Origin of the sequence: Gynuella sunshinyii YC6258 (assembly GCF_000940805.1) — a bacterium.
In the GTDB taxonomy this organism is placed as follows: Bacteria; Pseudomonadota; Gammaproteobacteria; order Pseudomonadales; family Natronospirillaceae; genus Gynuella; species Gynuella sunshinyii.
Genome location: NZ_CP007142.1, coordinates 5,303,625 through 5,319,138, shown reverse-complemented (window position 1 = coordinate 5,319,138; position 15,514 = coordinate 5,303,625). Strand labels below are relative to the sequence as shown.

Below are 15,514 nucleotides of genomic sequence, written 5' to 3'. Positions count from 1 at the left end.
TGGTGTAGGCCACTTACTGACACTTGCTGGTCTCCAAACAGGTCTGTTGCTTCTCCGAGCGTCAACATCTCTTCAAGTTCCCCGTGCAGTGTTGTCAGTGCTGTGCCTTGAGAACTCTGGCCAGCAGCCAGTTTGGCAGATTACGCAGTAGCCAGCCGACAACTTTCCAGGGAAACGCCGGGACAGCCGATTCGTCAACCTCTCGCTCGATCAATTGAGCAATCTTTCGACTGCCTTGTTCAACAGTGACCAGAAACGGACGGCTGGCAATGTTTTGGTTGATTGCGGTATCAATAAATCCTGGATATAACGTGGTCACTTTTATGCCGTTTTTATGTAATTCGAACCGGGCACTCTGGGCGTAGCTGGCGATAGCGGCCTTGGATGCGGCATAAGAAGCCATGCCGGGCAATCCACAAAACGCCGCAACTGATGCCATGACTACTATGTGGCCCCGGTTTATGGGTCGGAACAACGCAGCAGCGGCATCAATCGTTGCCATTGCTCCCAAAACATTGGTTTCAACGACCTGTCGGTCGTTATTAAAATTACCGCTACCGATTTTTCCGGCTTTGTCTATACCTGCATTGACAATGACGGTATCCAGGCCGCCAAGTTCGAGCTGAGCCTGTTTCATGACTTCTGCCACTTGCCCGTAGTGGGTTACATCAAGAACAAAAGACACTATGCGGCGTTGCGGATAGCGCTGTTGCAGTGTGGTACATAGTTCCGCCAGTAACGGTTCCCGGCGAGCACAGATGGCAAGGTCATGACCGGCAGCCGCAAGCTCACCTGCGAGATGCCGGCCGATACCTGAACTGGCACCGGTGAGGAAGATTTTTTTGGCCAAAATTGTCACCATCCGCAGTAGTTAATCTCTTTACTGTAGCGCGATTTTAAACAGTTAACGAGAAGGTGCTGGTATTGATGATGGGACGGCAATGATAGCCTTTGCAGACAGGCAAAGCCCGCTAATCTGCAGCGGTGGTTTTGTCTCACATAGGCTTATCATGGCAATGATCTATCCGGCAAAAATGTCATGTGATTCCAGCAGCTCAATTCGAGGTTTAAGTGCTGCGAGGGCAATCTGATGTAACAATGTACTGACTGTGGTACAGCAATCCGCAACGACAGCCACCTGATACTTATCCGCTGCCGTTGAAATGGCAGTATGAGTGACACAGTTCTGGGTCATCATGCCACAGATCACCAGGTTTTGAATCTGCAGTTCTTCAAGAGTGGAGGATAGGTCTGTTTGCCAGAATGCATCGGCATGTTGCTTGGTGATCACTGGTGCGTCCGCCAGCATCTGTTTCAACTGTGGATGTATTTCGGTCCCTTCGTTGTCGGGATTAAAAAATGGACCGCCTGGGCTGCCGATATGTTGAACCAGAATTACCGGCATTGAGGCGGATATGGCCTGATTGGCCAGTTGCATGATTCGGGTTAAGACGGTGTCACTGTCCGCCAGAGGGAATTTTCCCTGTGCAAAATAGTCATTCTGAATATCAATGATGATCAGTGCTGTGTCTTTCATAATGGTCCTTGATGGGTGAATAACGTTACCGGTCAATTATCGCCGCTATGGCCACTTGAACGAGGAGCAGATAGGACATAAGTCGATGATGACGGGCCATAAATCAGAGGGGTTCTAACAAATGGCCTGTTTTTGCGCAGAACGTTGTGAGCTTTATCTAAAGGTGCGCTCGTGAAATCCCTGTGGCCTCTGTCAATTGTGGTTTTCCGGGAGGTATTTTCTGGTCAGCGTCAAAACTAATCCTGTTTTTTGGAAGTTTGTAGGACTAAGATCGAGTTCAGATAAAACTGTCTATTGGTAATTTTAAATACAGCACGAGGCGTGATGCTGATTCGTGCCAGCATAGATTATCTCGCTATCGCGGGAGTTTTTTTTATTTCACCGTGAGTTTGCCTGTGAGGAATCGTAAAAGCCTTTGATGGTCGGGCTGCTTTGCTGTCATTTTACTCACTACTGAACTTCAATTGCTCTTCTCAGACACGTTTTTTTGCTAATTACATGGATAATTTTATCGACATAATCCATGGGTGATTATTTTTTCCAAGAATTGGCTTTAAATGCTTTCCAGGTCAGTTGTCTGCGGTTTTGATGTACGTAATGATGATTGAGCTCCACTAACAAAAAAAATAACCCCGGAGGCTATATGAAGTGCTCTAGTTCTCACAAGCGTTCATTGAGAAAACATCTATTGGCAGCAGTGGCGGGCATTACCCTTCCATTATTGTCTGTGTCCGCTCTGGCATTGACGATCGGTTTCTCTCAGATTGGTTCTGAGAGCGGCTGGCGTACATCTGAAACAGAATCCATCAAAGCTGAGGCCCAGCGTCGTGGTATTGATTTGAAATTCTCTGATGCTCAGCAAAAGCAGGAGAATCAGATTAAGGCTTTGCGTTCCTTTATCGCTCAGGGGGTAGACGGCATCCTCCTGGCACCGGTGGTTGAAACCGGTTGGGACCAGGTATTGAAAGAAGCCAATCGGGCGAAAATTCCGGTTGTGCTGATTGACCGTGGTGTCGACAGCGACCCCAGTCTGTATCTGACCAAAGTGGCTTCCGATTTTAAAGAAGAAGGTGCTCTGGCGGCGTCCTGGCTGGCGGCGAGAACCAATGGTAAGTGTGATATCGCTGAATTACAGGGAACGGTCGGTTCTTCTGCTGCGATTGACCGCAAAAGTGGTTTCGACAGCGTGATCAGTAATTTCCCCAACATGAAAATCATTCGTTCACAGTCTGGTGACTTTACCCGTGCCGGTGGTAAAGAAGTTATGGAAAGCTTCCTGAAAGCTGAAAACGGTGGCAAGAACATTTGTGCCGTGTTTGCCCATAACGACGACATGGCTCTGGGTGCCATTCTGGCCATCAAAGAAGCTGGTCTGAAACCCAGCAAAGATATCATTATCGTGTCTATCGACGCGGTACCGGATATCTTCAAAGCCATGGCTGATGGCGAAACCAATGCCACCATCGAACTGAATCCTCACTTGGGTGGACCTGCATTTGATGCAATCAATGCCTCGAAAAAAGGTGAATCTGTCGACAAATGGATCAAAGCCAATGGTCCTTTGTACCTGCCGGATACCGCCGCTGAGGAATACCAGAAACGTAAGTAATTGTGTGTAGTTGACTGAAATTGGGTGACGGTTTTGCCGTCACCCATGTCACTCCAATCGTTTTTGGCGGAGATCCAGATAATGACTCAAAATCTCGATCAGCAACTGTTGCAGATTGAAGACATTTCCAAAGGATTTGCCGGTGTACAGGCTCTGAATAATGTTTCATTGAGTGTATCCGCCGGAGAAGTCCACGCACTGTTGGGTGAAAACGGTGCTGGTAAATCAACCCTGATCAAAGTATTAACCGGTGTTTATCGACGTGATAAAGGTCGGATTTTGTTGAATCAACAAGAGATCATGGCTCGCGATGCCGGTCATGCGCAGCAATTGGGTATCAGTACGGTGTATCAGGAAGTTAACCTGATTCCTACTTTGACGGTCACTGAAAATCTGACCCTGCTGCATCAAAACAAAAAATTCGGTCTGATCAGTTGGAACAGCGCCGAACAGACTGCCCGCAAAATGCTGCAACGGGTCGGTCTCGATATTGATCCATCCCGACAATTGGATTCCTATTCTGTCGCTGTGCAGCAACTGATTGCCATTGCCCGGGCTATCGGTACCGAAGCCAGGCTGCTGATTCTCGATGAGCCAACTGCAAGCCTTGACTCACGTGAAATTGAGCGGCTGTTCGATCTGATGCGTCAGTTGAAAAGCCAGGGTATGGGTATCATTTTTGTCACGCACTTCCTGGATCAGGTCTACGAAATTACCGACCGAATCAGTGTTCTGCGCAACGGTGAACATGTCGGCACTTATGTCACGTCTGAGTTACCCAGAGAACAATTGATCAGTGCCATGATCGGCAAAACATTCAGTGCTGAAAGTAGTCGTCGCTCTGCGTTGAATAACAGCAATGGTGATGCTCCATCACTACTGGAAATTTCTGAACTGGGAAAACAGCGTCATCTCAGTCCGGTGTCATTATCGATTGCCAGTGGAGAGATTGTCGGACTCGCCGGGTTGTTGGGGTCGGGTCGTACCGAGTTGTGCGATTTGGTGTTTGGCGCCCGTCACGCTGATCAGGGTGGTATTCAGATTCGCGGGACGAAGCGTGATATCAGTAATCCGCGTCAGGCCATCCGCAATAAAATCGGTTACTGTCCCGAAGACCGTAAACACGATGGTATCGTGGCCGAACTCAGTGTCCGGGAAAATATGATTCTGGCGTTACAGGCCAACCGGGGCTGGTGGTCATCCATTCCAATGGCGGAACAAAAACAACTGGTCGAGAAAATGATTGCCCGTCTGGCGATCAAAACGCCGGACATGAACAAGCCCATCGGTGAACTGAGTGGTGGCAACCAGCAGAAGGTGATTCTGGCCCGCTGGCTGATCACCCATCCGGAGATATTGATTCTGGACGAGCCTACCCGTGGTATCGATGTCGGAGCGCACCATGAAATCATCGAAATCATGAAAGAGCTTTGTGATCAGGGTATGGGCCTGATGGTCGCCTCTTCAGAACTGGAAGAGCTGGTGGCATTTGCCAATCGTGTGGTGGTTTTACGTGACCGTAAAAAAGTTGCTGAGTTGGCCGGTGAAGAGATCAGTCAGAAGGCAATTGTTAACGCCATTGCCCAATAAATAACGGACAAGCAGTCATCATGAACAAGCAGTTTTGGTTAAAGCATCAAAAGGCCATCGGACCTGTGGTGTCGTTGTTGGTCATCATTCTGGGAACAGCTCTGCTGACCCCCGGATTCTTAAAACTCCAGATGATAGACGGTCACTTATATGGCAGTCTGCTCGATGTACTTCATCGTGGTACACCCACCGCTCTCGTTGCTCTTGGCATGGCCGTGGTTATCGGCACTAAGGGTATTGATCTGTCTGTTGGTGCAGTCATTGCCATTTGCGGCGCTGTAGCGGCGGTATTGACCGTTAACACTGACTGGCCGGTCATCGTGGTGTTACTGGCAGCCATGGGCGCGGGTATGGCCTGTGGTTTATGGAATGGTTTTCTGGTTGCAGTACTGGGCGTACAGCCGATTGTTGCCACGCTGATATTGATGGTGGCCGGACGCGGTATCGCCCAGATGATCACCGGTGGACAGATTGTTACCTTCCATTCCGATACGCTCAATGCCATCGGCAACGGATTCTTTCTCGCTGTACCGATACGGGTCTGGATTGCCATCTTCATCGTTGCCTTTACCATGTTCCTGATGCGCAAGACGGCATTGGGAATGTTTATCGAAGCCATCGGTGCCAATGCCCGTTCAAGCCGCCTGGTCGGGATTGAAGCCCGGACCTTGGTGGTGATCGCCTATATGTTTTCCGGACTCTGTGCCTCAATCGCAGGCATCATTCTGGCGGCCGATATTCGCGGTGCTGATGCCAACAATGCCGGGCTCTGGCTGGAACTGGACGCCATTCTGGCAGTGGTTATCGCCGGGGGGGCCTTAAGTGGAGGGCGTATTTACCTGGGATTGACCATGATTGGGGTGCTTATTATTCAAACCCTGACTACTGCCATCCTCACCAGTGGTCTGCCGGCTCAATATAACCTGATCGTTAAAGCCACTATCGTGTTGCTGGTGTTGTTGATTCAGTCACCGCGCACCCGGCAGACGATCTCTGCTTACCTGGCCAGAAAAGGAGCGCGCAAAGATGTTTAATGAACGTTCATTGCCCATGCTGGCAACTCTGGTGGTGTTTTTTGTGCTGTATGGTTATGGATTTGTGGAATACAAAGGTTTCCGCGACTCTCTGGTATTGACCAACCTGCTGACCGATAACGCGTTTCTGATTGTCACCGCCGTCGGCATGACTTTTGTCATTTTGTCTGGCGGTATCGATCTCTCCGTTGGTTCCATGATTGCGTTTATTGGTGTGCTCATGGCGTCACTGATCACCGGCTTTGGCATGCACCCGATTCTGGCGATGATCATTTCCCTGGTCGTCGGAACTGCTTTCGGTGCCATCATGGGATACATCATTGCGCATTTTGAGATACAGCCGTTTATTGTCACCCTGGCAGGCATGTTCCTGTTTCGTGGGCTGGCGTATCTGATCAATCTCGATGCTGTGCCAATTAACCATCCATTTATCTCTGATCTGGCGGACATATACATATCCGTTCCTGGACGCGGTGGTTTGACCTTTATTGCGATTGTCATGCTGCTGGCCGTGGCGGCGGGTATCATTGTTGCGCGTAGAACCCGTTTTGGTATGAACGTCTATGCTCTCGGAGGTGATACCCAGTCAGCCGAGCTTCTGGGTGTTCCGATTAAATCCACCCAGATCCGGATCTACGCACTGAGTGGTTTTTTCAGTTCCCTTTCCGGAGTGGTATTTGCGATTTATACCGGATCAGCCTATCCCCTGGCCGCCGTTGGTGTGGAACTCGATGCCATTGCTGCCGTGGTGATCGGTGGAACCCTGCTGACCGGTGGAGTCGGTTTTGTCTTCGGCACTTTCCTGGGTGGCCTGATTCAAGGTGTTATTCAAACCCTGATCGCCTTTGATGGAACCCTGAACAGCTGGTGGACCAAAATTGCCGTTGGTGGCCTGCTGTTCCTGTTCATCATCCTGCAAAAAGTCATTGTCCACTGGGTACGTCGTTACTCTGGTAACCGGGGATCAGCATAGTCTGCTGAGTCTCATCCAACGCAAGCGGTATGATGCTCATACCGCTTGATACTCCTTTCTTGCTATCACCTGCGGATGATTTTGCCAATCTGTTATTTGCTTGAGTGGTCACCAGCAGGCGTATTTAACTGTTTGTATGCAGTAAAACTCAATTCGTTTCTGTGTTCTCTGCAGATGATTCTTTTTCTATAGATTTGGTTTTGTCTGAGTCGGTCGGTAACAGGTTCAGTACTTCAGGGGGCAGAAAACCTTCTGTTCGTTGAAGTGTTCCTGCACGATACCCACTTGCATCACCATCCACTTTGAATGCTTTAATGCGGGGAGTCAGTTCAAAAAAATGGTACTCAAAAGCGTCCATTCATAAAAGTCCATATTGGTTCTGTTCAAAGAACTAGCTACGATGCCAACATGAAAACATCACTCGATCACCTCCCTTCGGATAAACAACAGCAACTGCGCCATGCGGTTGAGATCATCGTGCAAGCGGTTAAGCCCAGTATGCTGATTTTGTTCGGCAGCTATGCCCGTGGTGACTGGGTGGATCATCTCGAAGAGGACCGTGTCCATTACCGCTATCAAAGTGATATGGATATTCTCGCCATTGCCAAGAACGGTGCATTGGCGCGCAAGATTGAATCCAAACGGTCACTGAGCAATCAGTTGATGCGGGAAGTTAAAACGCCGGTCAGCCTGATTGCAGAAGAGATTTCATTTGTGAATGCCCAACTGGCCAAGGGCCAATATTTTTATGCCGATATCTATCGCGAGGGCATTTTGCTGCATGATACCGGTAAGCTGGCACTGGTGGAGCCGAAAGAACTGTCTCTGCCCGAACGGAAAATGGAGGCGCAAAGGCATTTTGATCATTGGCTCAGTGCGGCAAGTAACCAACAAGCTTATTATCAGTTTGCCATCTCCAGAGGTGATAATGGCAAAGCCGCTTTTGAATTACATCAGGTCACCGAAAAACTGTATTCAATGATTCTGCTGGTGTTTACTCATTACAAACCAAAACTCCATGATCTGGAAAAACTCCGTATATTAACCGACAGTATCGAGCCCGAATTTTTATCAGTATTTCCGCAAAACACTCCATTTGAGCAAACCTGCTTTGAGTTATTGCGGCAAGCCTATGTGGACTCGCGCTACAACCCCAGGTATTGCATTACCACCGAACAACTGACTTGGCTGGCGGAGCGGATCGAGCACCTGCAAGCATTGGCGGAAAAACATTGTCGGGCCAAGATTGACAGCCTGGGTTGATGGCAGAGCAGGGAGGTTGTACTGCTTGCACTCTGCAAACGATAGCGCCATCATGGAGTGATCTCTCTGCTCTGACAGCGTCGGGTTTTATTCAGGGATCGTATGGAAATCAGAGATTCATACGAAAATCGTTAGTGCTTGATCTGCCATACGCCTAATTTTAAATTCTGTTATTAAGATAACTATTTGAATGTCGTTTTCGGAAGTATTGATTCCCTGTTTCTTAAATTGACAGTTATAGAAGTATTGTCGATGATATTCCCGAGTTACTTAGGTTGGTCGGAACTTGGAGCAGGCAGATAAGTCATCTGAGTGGGAGCGGCATCAAAAGTAACTTTTAATAGGCCAAACTGTATATGCATTTAGTTTTGCTGCGTGTGAAATACAAAACGCAGGCATAAATGAAACAAGGATCAGGGAATGAAGCTTATAAAGCTTTGGCTTTCTCTGCTAGCCATATCCTCCGCAGCTGCTGCTGTAGAGCAGACTTCACAAACGATTATCACCAAGATTGAATCGAGAGACGTGAATATTCACGATATCTACTTTGAAGCGGATATTCCGTCTCAAGGTTGCGCCTATAACGACAGGGCTCTCATTGATGTTTCAACAGCAGGGGTCAAGGCCATGATGAGTGTGGCGCTTAGCGCTCTGACAACTGGTAAGCCAGTGGTTTTAAAGGTTGATGGTTGTTTGGGCTACGCGCCTAAAGCGGTCACGCTTATTTTATATAAATAGTGATACGCAAAGCCTGGTTGGAAAGAGCTGATTTCTTCGGGTATTTAACCGAGAAAATGGAAGGACCAGCGTAACAACAGCCCACCCACAACATAACCTGGCATCACGCCAGGTTATGCAGATAACCAGCTTAGAGGCCGGTCATAAATGTTCCGCTTGGAGTGACTGGAAGATATTTTTTATAAAAATCCAGATAGGCGGCTTCGGGGTTGAGGTCTTTAAAGAGTTCCGGATACATCGCTTTGGCATAAAACTGGAGCATGGCACCATCGAAGATGGTACGGCAGGCTCCGTGATAGGCGCCAAACATACGATTGTTTTTAACCGCTGACAGGGTGGACCAGCCATTACGTTGTTTGAAGCCTGCCAAACGTGTTTTGGCCAGACTTTCGTCAACACCTTGTCCCATGATCATAGAGTCTTCGGATGATCCGGATTCGTATCCGGTGATCACAATAATATCCGGGTTGGCGGCCAGAATTTGTTCGGGGTTGAGTTTGCCCCACCATTCAATATACGGGGCAGATATATTGTCCCCTCCCGCTGAGGTGGAAATTGCGCCCCACATGTTTTTGCCGAAGGTATACCCGATTTCGTTAATACCCGCAGCTCCATACTCAGTATAGATTTTTGGTTTGGGTAAGTTGGTTTTTTCAAGGCGCTCTTGAATTGCTTTGAGATTTTGAGCGTATTCCTGGGCAATTTGCTGTGCACGTTTTTCTTGACCGGTAATGACACCTATAATTTCTGTGCTTTTTATGTGGCGTTCCAGTGTCTGTGCATTGTAATCCACGACGACGACGGTGATGCCGGCATCTTCCAGACGTTCGATATCGCTGCCCAGGCCTTTGTACTGCCAGTCGGCGAGCATGATTAAATCCGGGTTAAGGGATATGACTTTTTCAACGGAGAACGTTTTGGTATCTACACGACCGATAGCGGGAATATCATCAAGTGATGGGCGATGTTTAACATACATCTCCCAGTTTGCAGGACGCGCCTGCCAGATATATTTCGACATACCTACGACATGATCGTAGGCAGCTTCTGTACCGATTGCCATGTAGTCTTCTGGGTAAAAGCCGACAATGACCCGTTTGGCTGGAGCGTCGAATGTGACTTCACGACCCAGAATATCTGTAATGGTTGTTTCTGCGGCAAGGCTCGCGGAGGCTATAACGATAGCGGATAGTGCCATCAACTTCTTGAGCATAGATGTGATCCTTAGCATTGGATTTAGTAAATAAGTCAACAAACTACCTGTAAAAGGCTTGAGCTTGTAATGATATTATATAGAATGCTTCTGAGAATTATTATCATTTATTTTGTTTGAGTCGTGAACATGAAGTCAAATCCTGGCTGTATCGGAAATCTTGCTAATGCCATAAGTCAGGCATATAGGGGTATGTATTGTTAAACAGGGGCTGGCAAGATGAAGTATTAATTGATATTCCTGCAAAGTGTGAGTCGTCAGGTCATGTCGCCTGATCCAGACGTCATTTATATTTCCGATACTGAATTCACGATGAAACCCGATATCATGATAACGAGACATGGAGTGAATAAGCCTTCTGTTTCAAGACCAGATTTCCGTGCAAAACTGTCTTGCTTTTATAAAACATGCCAACCGGTTATGCCTTTAGATACCTTTCCTGTTAAGACTACAGACTCATGTTAGATTCAACCCTTGTTGCCAAAGCGGTCAGCGCCCAGCGTCATTATGAAAAACGGCGCTGGTTGGTTTTGAGCGTATTGTTATTTTTATTATTACTCTCTTTTATGTTGGATATTGCCACCGGTCCTTCCATGCTTGGCCTGGGTGATGTGGCTGATGCTCTGTTGAATATGATCGGCTTGCCGATTGATGTTCTACCTACGACAGAAGTGATCGTTACCAATCTGCGTCTGCCGATTGCGCTGATGGCGGTCATGGTGGGTGGCTCGCTGGGAGTCGGAGGGGCAGAGATGCAGACATTGTTAAACAATCCGATGGCGAGTCCTTACACCCTTGGTATGGCTGCGGCCGCCGGATTTGGTGCGGCACTGATGCTGTACATGGGATCTCTGGGGCTGAACTCCCAAATTGCGGTTCCAGTGGGGGCTTTTGTCTGTTGCATGCTGTCGGCGAGTCTGTTATTCGGTCTCGCCATGATGCGGCACATTACCTCCGGACAACTGATCCTGGCCGGTATTGCTTTATTGTTCTTGTTTCAGTCTCTGTTGTCACTTGTGCAGTTTGTGTCTTCTCCAGAACTCAGTCAGCAGATTTTGTTTTGGTTGTTTGGCAGTTTAACCAAGGCGACATGGTCCAACGTGGCGATTACGGCGGCCGTGGTATTGGTGTGTATTGGCATGCTTATGAAGGATGCATGGAAATTGACCGCATTACGGTTAGGCGAAGAGCGTGCTAAAAGTTTGGGGGTTAATGTTGCGCGGTTGCGTCTCAAAACATTGGTGATTGTGGCGGTTATGACGGCAACTGCTACCAGCTTTGTGGGCATTATCGGTTTTATCGGTATTGTTGCGCCAAATATTGCGCGCATGTTAGTGGGTGAGGATCAGCGTTACTTCCTGCCGTTATCGGCATTGGTTGGAGCCTTTCTGCTATCCAGTGCATCGGTGTTATCAAAAATCATCGTACCGGGGGCTTTGTTCCCGATTGGTATTGTCACCGCCATCATTGGCGTACCGTTCTTCTTTTGGCTGATCATCGGCAAGAGGCGATAACTATGTTGGAAGTCCGTAACCTGTCTCTGGCGTTTGATGATCTGGTGCTCGCCGATAATATGAACTTTTGTCTGCAACCAGGACAGACACATGTCATCATCGGCCCGAATGGAACCGGTAAAAGTTCTTTATTGAAGACCTTGTTTGGCGATATCCAACCCCAGCGGGGAGAAGTAGTATTTGCCGGTCAACGACTGACGAAACGAACGCTCAATGATTGGCGTAAACACTTTGGCTATATGCCCCAGGACATTCGTCTCGATGTCGGTTTGAGCGTACTTGAAGTGGTGTTGTTGGGACAACTCAATGCTCTGTCGTTGAGACTTGGAGACCGCTTGATAGAAGAAGCATTGCATGCGCTGGATCAGATAGGCCTGCTGCACCTGGCAGACAGAGATGTTCGCACTTTGAGTGGTGGTCAGTGTCAGATGGTCCTGTTTGCTCAGGCACTTATGCGTAAACCCGAAATTCTGATGCTGGATGAGCCGGTCAGCGCATTGGATCTTCACTTCCAGCAAGTCCTGCTGGATCACCTTGATCAGCAAACAAAACAGAAACACTGGGTATCCCTGATGATTCTTCATGATTTAAATCTGGCTGCGCAATATGCCGATAATTTACTGGTGTTAAAAGGTGGTAAACTGGTGGCGCAAGGGGCTCCGGCCGAGGTTTTGACGCCTGAGCTGGTGTATGAAGTTTATGGTGTCAAAGCAGATGTTCAGTCAGACTGTATGGGTGTGCCGTTCATCCGCACACAAAGATCCCGAGTGGATGATCTGGCGGTTTATCGCGGTAAACGAGTCGTTAACGAAAAATAAAGCGTAATGACGCAAATTTGGCTGGTCTAAAATAACTCCTTTCATGAATATAAAGCACTTACTAGCCGATTGGCGCATGTTGTCGGTAGCCGGCCGTGTTTTGGTATTAAACGGCTTCACCTTCAACCTTGGCTTCTACATGTTACTGCCGTATCTGGCAGATCATTTACAGCGGACTTTAGGGTTGAGCCCGTGGCACGTTGGCCTGGTCGTTGGTCTGCGGGTGTTAAGCCAGCAGGGCTTGTTTCTGGTCGGCGGGACACTGGGTGATTACCTTGGTTACAAACGTTTGATTTTGTTGGGCTGCCTGGTGCGGGTCGCAGGTTTTGCGTTATTGGGAATCGCCCTCAATCTGCCGTTACTGTTGTTGGGGGCATTTTTGACCGGATTCGCCGGGGCATTATTTACACCTTCCAGTAGTGCCTATCTTGCCCATGAGGCGTCAGATCAAAACAGCCGGGACCGCATTTTTGCGATGCAGAACTGGGCCCGGGAAGCGGGGATGTTTATGGGGCCATTGCTGGGTATTTCATTGGTCAGCGCGAGTTTTGCCTGGGTCGGCATTGGCGCAGCGATAGTGTTTGCGCTGTTATTTTTGGTGCAATGGCGCTTCCTGCCGGAGCTGGTTGAACAGCAGAAGCGTTCTGCCAGTGAGCAGGCCTTTTGGCGGCAGTGGGGGAGTATGTTGAAGAATACCTCCTTTATGCGCTTCATTTTGTTTGCCTGTGCTTTCCAGTTATTTTTTCACCAGTTGTATTTGTCGTTACCTCATGAAGTTGAAGCAAGAGAGCTTGGTTCACAGGTCATTACCTGGGTATTTATGACCTCATCCATTATGGGCATATTGTTGCAATTGCCACTGAACCGCTGGGCAACGAATTCGATTGGCAGCGCCAGAGCGATGGGGTTGGGTTTGTTATTGATGGGCGCATCCTTCCTCTTTTTTCTGGTCAGCTTTGACCGTTGGCCTGCGGCAAGTTTCTTATTATATGGCGCGTTATTCAGTTTCGGCTCCATGTTGATATTGCCTTTGCTGGGTTCGTACGTACCTAAATTTTGCGATAAATCAGAACTGGGCAGTTACTACGGTTTATATTCATGTCTGGGTGGCCTGGCAGCATTCCTGGGTAATGTACTGATTGGCTGGCTGCTGTCACTGGACGCGCTGCCAAGACAATGGATATGGCTGGGTCTGGCCATAACGGGTGTGTTTGCAGGATATGGTTTATATCGTCATGTAAGTCGCCTGCCCAACGCATAGGAAGGTTTTGGGTAACGCCAGGTGGGCTAACCAATATGGCGTTATTCGGACGTTCTTGTCTCGTTGTTCTGTTTCCCCTTCCTCCCTGTTTTTATTTATTTACACAACTGTCTTAACCGCTCGACTGGTCGTGGGGTAACGCGAAATTTTGGTCGCACGGGTCGATAAACTGAAAACGGAGAAATATATGATAGCCACTTTTTTAGGCTGTTAAATTAAATGACGATACATTTTCTGGACTCTCTAAATCATATTTTGATCCGTTAAAAAAGGTGTATTTTTGTATCGTGTGTGACCGGTCAGATAGATAAATACAGGATTTTTATGAGTTTTCGGAATTGAATTCTATCCAGTGGTTTTTTATAAAAAAAAGATACTTGCGTTTTTCCGTGTCAAAAGTTCAATATTTATAAATAAGTTAACTCGGTAATCTTTTGGGTCGGTGTTGGTGTTTCGAGTTGATTACCGAGATTGCCACAGGCTTGTGAGCGTTATGTTTTACATAGGCGCTCAGTCAAATCGATAACAGGAAGTCATGAATAGTTACGAAGGAGCATAACCATGGAATCCCTTTCATATTTTCTTGTCAATCTGAAAGTCCCACACCCGGCAAGTTACCGGCCTGCCGGTCAAGGCTGCGCCTGTATGGATAATTGTAGAGTGTCATAACAATAGAAAATTACGGAATAAGGAGGGTCTTATGAAAAACGGGATATTATTTGCGCTTGTTTTGCTGACGGTTCTGGCGGGTCAGTGGCTGGGGATACAGTGGTTGGAAAGCCGTGTGAAGTCAGATAACCAATATGCTCTGCAGCGTCAGAATGCCATATACGACCAGTTGCTTGAAATTCAACAGATGCTGAAACGTACTGACCAGCAGGATTATGTCTATCAGGATTACTCCGGCGCGTTGGATCGTGACACCTTACAGGACATGGTTGCTACTGTTATTCGGCAGGAGCTGGCAACGGTGGAGTGGGAGGGAAGTGATCCCCGTAAGACTGCTGACAAACGGGCCAGCAATGTTGACCCACGATTATCGGAACAGGCCTATCAGGAATCCGCCGATATTATTGCCATGGCCGTTGCAAACGGTCGCTGGCAGGCCAGAGACACGGAAACCATGACGCCATTGATGGATTACCTGACTGAACAACAGCGGGTGGATCTGCTGGAGCAGTTTCATCAGGCCTTCAATCGGGGTGAGATTGAACTGGTCGATGGCGTTCCACCGTTGTGACGCTGTTCCAAAAAAACGATTCGAATTATGCGGCTGTCAGGTGGTGACGACAGACGTATAACCATGGCAGGGAGGCCATAAATGCCCGGTCATATATGATGCTTTTCCGGGTGAAGTCCCAATACAACCGTGTTGGGAATGTGATGGCATGGCGAAGGATAGCTGTGACATCAACATGTGAAAAATAAACGAAGCGGATCAGGAAGTACCAGCTCATATTATTTTAAGGAGAGATACAATGAACGTAAAAACACTACTCACCGCATTTTCATTAAGCCTTATTGCGGGTCTTGCCTCTGCCAGTGGTTATCATGTGACCGGATATGTCAACGCAAGCAGTACGTCTCTGTACGGTTCCATGAACAACCGCTACAACACCTCTGCCTCAACGACAACAACCTATATCGGTGCATATGGCTCTGCGGGTAGTACTGTGACCTTTTTTGGTCGTGATGGTGATGGAGATACGTTCTCCTGTTATGTAACCACCAGCAGTACTCTGTATGATGCCGCGATCGATATTAAAAACAACCTGACCAATGGTGGTTATCTGTCGGTCAGTAAAACCGCTACATCGACCGCGTGCACCAGTGTATATCTGTTGAACGCCTCTTATTTCCTCGATTAAAACCTACCCGGAGCCGGCTGCACGCGCAGCCGGTTTTCCCATCCTGATAGTTGCTGATAATGTGACCGGCGACACTATTTTTGTCCTGGCGCAAGA

General features: G+C 48.1%; 15 protein-coding genes. 11 read left to right on the top strand and 4 right to left on the bottom strand.

What is annotated here, in order from left to right:
• Positions 1-94: 94 nt before the first annotated feature.
• Positions 95-850, bottom strand: coding sequence for an SDR family oxidoreductase (locus tag YC6258_RS22315; RefSeq protein WP_169749010.1), 756 nt, complete (start codon positions 848-850; stop codon positions 95-97).
• Positions 851-1,021: 171 nt separating this feature from the next.
• Complete coding sequence (locus YC6258_RS22310) at positions 1,022-1,537, bottom strand: cysteine hydrolase family protein (protein WP_044618873.1); 516 nt, start codon at positions 1,535-1,537, stop codon at positions 1,022-1,024.
• 643 nt (positions 1,538-2,180) lie between these two features.
• On the opposite strand from YC6258_RS22310, the gene YC6258_RS22305 reads away from it, so the two are divergent.
• The 4 genes from YC6258_RS22305 (at position 2,181) to yjfF (ending at position 6,743) form a co-directional block, all read left to right on the top strand.
• Positions 2,181-3,146 carry an ABC transporter substrate-binding protein gene (locus YC6258_RS22305; RefSeq protein ID WP_082070849.1) on the top strand — a complete coding sequence of 322 codons (966 nt, stop codon included), beginning with the start codon at positions 2,181-2,183 and terminating at the stop codon, positions 3,144-3,146.
• Positions 3,147-3,227: 81 nt separating this feature from the next.
• The gene (locus YC6258_RS22300; protein ID WP_044618872.1) at positions 3,228-4,736 is read left to right on the top strand and encodes a sugar ABC transporter ATP-binding protein; all 1,509 of its coding nucleotides are present in this window, start codon (positions 3,228-3,230) and stop codon (positions 4,734-4,736) included.
• Between the two features lie 20 nt (positions 4,737-4,756).
• On the top strand, positions 4,757-5,770 hold the full coding sequence (locus YC6258_RS22295; RefSeq protein WP_044618871.1) for an ABC transporter permease: 1,014 nt from the start codon (positions 4,757-4,759) through the stop codon (positions 5,768-5,770).
• Positions 5,763-6,743, top strand: a complete 981-nt coding sequence (gene yjfF, locus YC6258_RS22290) for a galactofuranose ABC transporter, permease protein YjfF (protein WP_044618870.1) — start codon at positions 5,763-5,765, stop codon at positions 6,741-6,743. The genes YC6258_RS22295 and yjfF overlap by 8 nt, the downstream gene beginning before the upstream one ends.
• A gap of 148 nt (positions 6,744-6,891) precedes the next feature.
• On the opposite strand, the gene YC6258_RS22285 is transcribed toward yjfF, so the two are convergent.
• Entirely contained in the window at positions 6,892-7,101 is a 210-nt protein-coding gene (locus YC6258_RS22285; protein ID WP_044618869.1) for a hypothetical protein, read from the bottom strand.
• Between the two features lie 50 nt (positions 7,102-7,151).
• On the opposite strand from YC6258_RS22285, the gene YC6258_RS22280 reads away from it, so the two are divergent.
• Both YC6258_RS22280 and YC6258_RS22275 read left to right on the top strand, forming a co-directional pair.
• Positions 7,152-8,006, top strand: coding sequence for a HEPN domain-containing protein (locus YC6258_RS22280; protein ID WP_044618868.1), 855 nt, complete (start codon positions 7,152-7,154; stop codon positions 8,004-8,006).
• A gap of 420 nt (positions 8,007-8,426) precedes the next feature.
• Positions 8,427-8,744: a hypothetical protein gene (locus tag YC6258_RS22275; protein WP_044618867.1), complete on the top strand. Its 318-nt coding sequence runs from the start codon at positions 8,427-8,429 to the stop codon at positions 8,742-8,744.
• 130 nt (positions 8,745-8,874) lie between these two features.
• On the opposite strand, the gene YC6258_RS22270 is transcribed toward YC6258_RS22275, so the two are convergent.
• Complete coding sequence (locus YC6258_RS22270; protein ID WP_044618866.1) at positions 8,875-9,957, bottom strand: ABC transporter substrate-binding protein; 1,083 nt, start codon at positions 9,955-9,957, stop codon at positions 8,875-8,877.
• A gap of 458 nt (positions 9,958-10,415) precedes the next feature.
• Between YC6258_RS22270 and YC6258_RS22265 the strand changes: the two genes are divergently transcribed.
• The 5 genes from YC6258_RS22265 to YC6258_RS22245 all read left to right on the top strand — a co-directional run bounded on the left by YC6258_RS22265 (position 10,416) and on the right by YC6258_RS22245 (position 15,418).
• Entirely contained in the window at positions 10,416-11,471 is a 1,056-nt protein-coding gene (locus YC6258_RS22265) for a FecCD family ABC transporter permease (protein ID WP_044618865.1), read from the top strand.
• Between the two features lie 2 nt (positions 11,472-11,473).
• Positions 11,474-12,289, top strand: coding sequence for an ABC transporter ATP-binding protein (locus YC6258_RS22260; RefSeq protein ID WP_044618864.1), 816 nt, complete (start codon positions 11,474-11,476; stop codon positions 12,287-12,289).
• Between the two features lie 43 nt (positions 12,290-12,332).
• Positions 12,333-13,550, top strand: a complete 1,218-nt coding sequence (locus YC6258_RS22255) for an MDR family MFS transporter (RefSeq protein WP_044618863.1) — start codon at positions 12,333-12,335, stop codon at positions 13,548-13,550.
• A 700-nt stretch (positions 13,551-14,250) separates the two neighbouring features.
• A complete protein-coding gene (locus YC6258_RS22250) occupies positions 14,251-14,790 on the top strand; it encodes a hypothetical protein (protein WP_044618862.1) in 540 nt (179 codons plus the stop codon).
• 238 nt (positions 14,791-15,028) lie between these two features.
• A complete protein-coding gene (locus tag YC6258_RS22245; RefSeq protein ID WP_044618861.1) occupies positions 15,029-15,418 on the top strand; it encodes a hypothetical protein in 390 nt (129 codons plus the stop codon).
• Positions 15,419-15,514 lie beyond the last annotated feature (96 nt).

Coding starts and splice junctions, on each gene's coding strand:
- YC6258_RS22285 (WP_044618869.1), bottom strand. CDS start 7,101: ATGGACGCTTTTGAGTACCATTTTTTTGAACTGACTCCCCGCATTAAA.
- YC6258_RS22255 (WP_044618863.1), top strand. CDS start 12,333: ATGAATATAAAGCACTTACTAGCCGATTGGCGCATGTTGTCGGTAGCC.
- YC6258_RS22295 (WP_044618871.1), top strand. CDS start 4,757: ATGAACAAGCAGTTTTGGTTAAAGCATCAAAAGGCCATCGGACCTGTG.
- YC6258_RS22310 (WP_044618873.1), bottom strand. CDS start 1,537: ATGAAAGACACAGCACTGATCATCATTGATATTCAGAATGACTATTTT.
- YC6258_RS22300 (WP_044618872.1), top strand. CDS start 3,228: ATGACTCAAAATCTCGATCAGCAACTGTTGCAGATTGAAGACATTTCC.
- YC6258_RS22270 (WP_044618866.1), bottom strand. CDS start 9,957: ATGCTCAAGAAGTTGATGGCACTATCCGCTATCGTTATAGCCTCCGCG.
- YC6258_RS22245 (WP_044618861.1), top strand. CDS start 15,029: ATGAACGTAAAAACACTACTCACCGCATTTTCATTAAGCCTTATTGCG.
- YC6258_RS22305 (WP_082070849.1), top strand. CDS start 2,181: ATGAAGTGCTCTAGTTCTCACAAGCGTTCATTGAGAAAACATCTATTG.
- YC6258_RS22250 (WP_044618862.1), top strand. CDS start 14,251: ATGAAAAACGGGATATTATTTGCGCTTGTTTTGCTGACGGTTCTGGCG.
- YC6258_RS22275 (WP_044618867.1), top strand. CDS start 8,427: ATGAAGCTTATAAAGCTTTGGCTTTCTCTGCTAGCCATATCCTCCGCA.
- YC6258_RS22265 (WP_044618865.1), top strand. CDS start 10,416: ATGTTAGATTCAACCCTTGTTGCCAAAGCGGTCAGCGCCCAGCGTCAT.
- YC6258_RS22280 (WP_044618868.1), top strand. CDS start 7,152: ATGAAAACATCACTCGATCACCTCCCTTCGGATAAACAACAGCAACTG.
- YC6258_RS22260 (WP_044618864.1), top strand. CDS start 11,474: ATGTTGGAAGTCCGTAACCTGTCTCTGGCGTTTGATGATCTGGTGCTC.
- yjfF (WP_044618870.1), top strand. CDS start 5,763: ATGTTTAATGAACGTTCATTGCCCATGCTGGCAACTCTGGTGGTGTTT.